Source organism: Promineifilum sp. (SeqCode) (assembly GCF_041918635.1).
Lineage (GTDB): Bacteria > Chloroflexota > Anaerolineae > Promineifilales > Promineifilaceae > Promineifilum.
Window position 1 is genome coordinate 1 of record NZ_JAYRVJ010000451.1, and the last position, 4907, is coordinate 4907.

The window sequence follows — 4907 nt, forward strand, 5'->3', positions numbered from 1 at the left end:
ACGGACAGGATGATGCCCAGCGCGGCGTCCTCCTTGATACGGCTGTAGCGGGTGATCGCCAGCAACAGGAACGTGCCCAGCACGCCGGCCACGGCCGCCCCCAGCACCAGCGCCGCCGGGGCCTTGCTGCCGGTCAGCATGAAGGCCAGCAGCACGCCCGGCAGCGCCGCGTGCGACATGGCGTCGCCCAGGAGGCTCTGGCGGCGTAGCAGGGCGAATGTGCCCAGCGCGCCGGCCACGATGCCCAGCACGGCCGCGCCGGCCGCCACCGTGCGCACGGTGTAATCGAACAGCAGGCTATTCAGTAGCTCCAGAACGTTCATGCCTGACCACCCCGAGTTGTCGTCAAGGCCGGCGCGGCGGCCTCCACGCGCGCGCCCTCCGTCCCATTGCCGGTCAGAAAGCCGATGCGCCCGCCGTAGGTGCGCCGCAGATTCTCCTCCGTGAACACCTTGCCCACCGGGCCGCTGGCGATGCGGCTGACGTTCAGCAGCATGACCCAGTCGAAGTATTCCGGCACGGTCTGCAAGTCGTGATGGACGACCAGCACCGACTTGCCCGCCGCGCGCAACTCCTTCAGCAGATCGACGATGGCCCGCTCCGTCGTCGCGTCGACGCCCTGGAACGGCTCGTCCATGAAGTACACTTGCGCCTCCTGGACGAGGGCGCGGGCCAGGAAAGTGCGCTGCTGCTGACCGCCGGAAAGCTGGCTAATCTGCCGCCCGGCGTAGCGGGCCATGCCGACCTTGTCCAGCGCCTCCAGGGCGCGCTCGCGGTCGTCGCGTCCGGGCCGCCTGAACCAGCCCAGGCGGCCATAGCGCCCCATCATCACCACGTCGAGCACGCTGGTGGGGAAGTCCCAGTCCACGCTGCCGCGCTGGGGCACGTATCCGACCAGCCGCCGCTGCTCCTCATAGGGCTTGCCGTAGATGAGCATCTGCCCGGCCACCGGCCTGATCAGCCCCAGCACGGACTTGATCAGGGTTGTCTTGCCCGCGCCGTTGGGGCCGACGATCGCCATTAAGACGCCCGGCGGCAGTTGCAGGTCGATGTCCCACAGGACGGGTTTCTCTTGATACGCTACCGTCAGGTCGGTCACGTCGACGGCGTAGGGTGTAGTTTGATCGTTCATAGTCAAGTTGATAGTTGATAGTTGTCAGTTGTTAGTCGTTGGTTGTTGGTGGTTGGTGGTTGGTGGTTGGCCGGCGGTCGGCGGTCGGCGGTTGGCGATTCTCCCCCGCACCCCCGCTCCCCTGCTCCCCCGCTTCCCCACTCCCCAGCAGCGCGCCTACAATCGTATCGATATTGTGCCGCACCATGCCGGCGTACGTGCCCTCCGGCGTGCCGGCGTCGCCCATCGCGTCGGAGAAGAGCTGGCCGCCAATCGTCACCTCAAACCCGCGGCTGCGCACGGCGGCCTGCACCGCCTCCACGTTGCGCACCGGAACCGACGACTCGACGAAGATGGCCGGGATGCGGCGCTCGGCGATGAAGTCGGCCAGGTCTTGCACGTCAGCCGTGCCTGCTTCGGCGGCGGTGCTGATGCCCTGCAAGCCCAGCACCTCGAAGCCATAGGCCCGGCCGAAGTAGTTGAAGGCGTCGTGGGCCGTCACCAGCACACGCTGGTCAGCCGGCACACGGGCGGCCTGTTCGGCGACGTAGGCGTGCAGCGCGGCCAATTCTTCCAGGTAAGAGGCGGCGTTGGCGTCATAGTCGGCGGCATGCGCCGGATCGACCGCCTTCAACGTATCGCGCACTTGTTCCACCGTCTGCATCCATAGCGTCACGTCGAACCAGATGTGCGGGTCGAACTCATCGGCGTAGGCGGCCGAGGGCAGCAGTTCGCTCTCGTCAATGCCGGCCGAGACGGCCACGACCGTCTGGCGTTCCGCCATCTGTTCCAGGACGCCATCCATCTGCGCCTCCAGAAAGAGGCCGTTGTAGAAGATGATGTCGGCCCCGCGCAGCTTGTCCACATCGCGGATGCTGGCGACGTAGAGGTGCGGGTCCGTCCCTGCGCCCATCAGGCTGGTCACGCGGACGTGCTCCCCGCCGATGATAGTCGCCGCGTCGGCGATCTGGCCGATGGTCGTGACGACGGAGAGGCGGCCGTCGTCGGCCGTCTCGGCTGCCGCGTCGCCCCCGCAGCCGGCGACCGCGAGCAACATCGTCAATAAAAGCAGTGCCATTAATCGCATGAAATGAATCTCTCCCAAAGGCCGGCCTATGACGCGGCCCGAGTGTCAAGCAGTCGTTCGTTACACTCCACCGCGATCTGCCCCGCTTCGGCCGCTTCGAGCGCGATCATTCGCGCGTCGACGCGGAGTTGGAGAGGGCCATCCGGCGGCGCGTCGACCACCGTCACGCCCACACCGGGCCGCAACCCGAGCGCCTCGAAGCGGCGCAACAGGGCCGGATCCTCGTCGCGTACTTGCCGGATAACGGCCGGCCGGCCGGGGGCCAGGTCGCGGAGCGGCTGCACAGAAGCTGGCTCCAGTGACAGGTCGGCGGCCGGGATGGTGTGGCCGTGAGGGTCGCGTGTCGGGTGGCCTAACGCGGCCGAGAGCCGTTCGGTCAACTCGTCGCTGATGACGTGCTCCAGCCGGTCGGCCTCCTCATGCACCTCGTCCCAGCCATAGCCCAGCTTTTCGTGTAGGAACATCTCCAACAGCCGGTGGCAGCGGACGATGCCCAGCGCCGCCCGTTCGCCGGCCGGCGTCAGTTGCGCGCCGTAGCTCTTGTGGTAGTCGATCAGCGCCGGCTCCAGCGCGGCCATCTTCTGCAACATGGCCGTGACCGAGGCGGGGCGCACCCCCAGGCGCGCGGCCAGTTGAGACGTCGTCACCTGACCATCGATTGGCTCGCGCCGCGCGATGAGATAGATCGCCCGCAAGTAATCTTGAACCGCCGGACTGTAATCCGCACTGAAGGTCATTACCGTTTGCCTAACATGCAATTTAGCCGCAACTAATTTAGTTTCGTCTAAATTATATGGCAAGTGGGCAAGAAGTCAAGCCCCAGTCATCACTGTTTCACGATGACCCAGAGCTTGCTAACAAAATCTGTGCAATCTGTGAACTCTGTGGATTCTTATCTTCCGATGTGGTCACGGAAAACGGCGATCTGGGCGCTGTGCTCGCGTTTGTGACCATAGAAGCTGTAGGCGATGAAATCTTCCAGATCGTATTCCTGGCCGTAGCGGGGCAAGAAGCCGGCGCGCCGGAAGCGCTCGGTGGGGAGGTCAGCCGCGCGAAGCAGGGTAAGCTGGTGGGTGGATTCATACTCAGCCAACGTCTCGGCCGCTGACAGGCTCGCGCGGGCGGCAACCTGCGCATCATTAAAAGCCTGTCCGTTACGCAGCAAAGCCGTCAGGGCGGGGCCAGGCTCCGCCCCGCCGGCCACGTCGATCGCCTCAACCAGCGCCTGCTCAAAGGAGGCCAGGTGGGCGATGATCTGGCGCGCCGACCAGTAGCCGCAGACGCCGGCCGTCTGCCAGTCCGCTTCCGGCAGTTTAGCCACCGTGCGCAGCACAGTAGCATGACCATACTTCAGCACGTCCAGTGGATTCATGCGCTTCCTCTCGGCTGTAAATAGATAGACCACCTAAAGATGACAATGCGCCCGTCACCGTTCTTCCGAAGAATCTGCCAAATCTGCGTAATCTGCGGATTATTTCTTCAAAGAGAACGGAAGGATAGCATAGCCAGACGAAACGCGTAAGGAGCCTTGCCAGATAGATAGGGCTGCGTCCAGACCTGTCAGGTATTTATAGATAGCGCGCCGAAACGGGCAGCGCTAGAATGCAGGCATGGAGCCAACAACCCGCCGCATTGTTCGCATAATCGCAGTTGTTATCCTGTCCGGCCTGCTTCTGCTGACTGCCTGCCAGTCCTTCAGCTTCCAGGCCGCCCAGCCGACCGCCGCGCCCACGCACGAGTCACCCCACGGGCCGATGGCGGTTTTCCACACGCCGTCCGGATCGTTCGAGGTGGACTATCCGGTCGAGTGGGACGACGCCGAGGGAGACGACCGCCGCTGCGGCACGGCGCTGAAGTGCCTCATCAGCCGGCAAAGCGAGTTCATGCTGGTGCGCGAGTCCACACTGCCGGGCGAGGGCGGCGCGGCGGCGCTGGCCGAGGGACTGGATCGGACGATCGCCGCCTTCGACAACGAGACCGCCGACTCCGAGTTCGTCTCGCGTACGCCGGTGACGCTGCCCTCGGGCCTGCCGGCCGAAGTATTGCGCTACGTCATCGAGGACGGCCGGGTGACCGTCGCCGAGCTATGGGCCGCCGATGGCAACCAGGCGGTGTCCATCGCCTTCATCACCTGGAACGAGGGCTTTCCCGCGCTGGAACCTGTCGCTCAATACGTGTTCGACTCGCTGCGGCTGGCCGAGTCCGAATAGCCGAAAGAGCAGCCTGACGATTCAGACTCATCGCGCGCGGAATAAATCGTCGAGCTGCCCACGGGTAATGAGTCCGTCTGACGTTGCCTTGAGCGTGCAGGTGTGGCGCGCGGCGAGCTGCCCGCGCCGCGCCGACTCCTCCAGTGAGTAGCCGTCCAGCACGTAGCTGGTCAGAAAGCCGACGGCCAGGCTATCCCCTGCGCCGTTGGTGTCGATGACAGGCGCTTCCATCTCCACCGGCGGGAAGAATCTCACGGCTGAGGCCGTGCCCGTACTCCTGGCCGCGCCTACCGCGCACCCTCGCGCCCCCATGCCCACCACGCAGACCCGTCCCGGCCGGTCGAGAAAGCGCTCGATTAGCGGCGTCGGGTCCGGGAAGTTGGCCGCCGAGAAAAAGAGGATGTCGGCCTCGCGGATGAAGTCCTGCCGGTAGGGATCGGCGGGGTCTACCACGTCCTGCAGATCGCAGGCGATGGTCAGCCCCTCCTCCCGCGCGATG

At 65.2% G+C, this 4907-nt stretch carries 7 protein-coding genes; 1 reads left to right on the plus strand and 6 read right to left on the minus strand.

The window, feature by feature from the left end:
• The 5 genes from ACE3UY_RS13810 to ACE3UY_RS13830 form a co-directional block, all read right to left on the minus strand.
• Nucleotides 1-323 (minus strand): metal ABC transporter permease (locus tag ACE3UY_RS13810; protein WP_374688090.1); only part of this gene is annotated, 323 nt, incomplete at its 3' end.
• A complete protein-coding gene (locus ACE3UY_RS13815) occupies nt 320-1132 on the minus strand; it encodes a metal ABC transporter ATP-binding protein (RefSeq protein WP_374688091.1) in 813 nt (270 codons plus the stop codon). The genes ACE3UY_RS13810 and ACE3UY_RS13815, both read right to left, overlap by 4 nt.
• Nucleotides 1133-1163: 31 nt before the next feature.
• Entirely contained in the window at nt 1164-2198 is a 1035-nt protein-coding gene (locus ACE3UY_RS13820; protein WP_374688092.1) for a metal ABC transporter solute-binding protein, Zn/Mn family, read from the minus strand.
• 26 nt (nt 2199-2224) lie between these two features.
• Complete coding sequence (locus ACE3UY_RS13825; RefSeq protein ID WP_374688093.1) at nt 2225-2935, minus strand: metal-dependent transcriptional regulator; 711 nt, start codon at nt 2933-2935, stop codon at nt 2225-2227.
• 155 nt (nt 2936-3090) lie between these two features.
• Complete coding sequence (locus ACE3UY_RS13830) at nt 3091-3570, minus strand: maleylpyruvate isomerase N-terminal domain-containing protein (protein ID WP_374688094.1); 480 nt, start codon at nt 3568-3570, stop codon at nt 3091-3093.
• 238 nt (nt 3571-3808) lie between these two features.
• Here ACE3UY_RS13830 and ACE3UY_RS13835 point away from each other — a divergent pair, with 238 nt between their 5' ends.
• Nucleotides 3809-4408, plus strand: coding sequence for a hypothetical protein (locus tag ACE3UY_RS13835; RefSeq protein ID WP_374688095.1), 600 nt, complete (start codon nt 3809-3811; stop codon nt 4406-4408).
• 27 nt (nt 4409-4435) lie between these two features.
• Here ACE3UY_RS13835 and ACE3UY_RS13840 read toward each other — a convergent pair.
• A partial coding sequence (locus ACE3UY_RS13840; RefSeq protein WP_374688096.1) for a carbohydrate kinase family protein occupies nt 4436-4907 on the minus strand: 472 nt, incomplete at its 5' end.

What these genes read in the sequence shown, in the direction of transcription:
- ACE3UY_RS13835 (WP_374688095.1), top strand. Translation starts at nt 3,809, where the DNA reads ATGGAGCCAACAACCCGCCGCATTGTTCGCATAATCGCAGTTGTTATC.
- ACE3UY_RS13825 (WP_374688093.1), bottom strand. Translation starts at nt 2,935, where the DNA reads ATGACCTTCAGTGCGGATTACAGTCCGGCGGTTCAAGATTACTTGCGG.
- ACE3UY_RS13830 (WP_374688094.1), bottom strand. Translation starts at nt 3,570, where the DNA reads ATGAATCCACTGGACGTGCTGAAGTATGGTCATGCTACTGTGCTGCGC.
- ACE3UY_RS13820 (WP_374688092.1), bottom strand. Translation starts at nt 2,198, where the DNA reads ATGCGATTAATGGCACTGCTTTTATTGACGATGTTGCTCGCGGTCGCC.
- ACE3UY_RS13815 (WP_374688091.1), bottom strand. Translation starts at nt 1,132, where the DNA reads ATGAACGATCAAACTACACCCTACGCCGTCGACGTGACCGACCTGACG.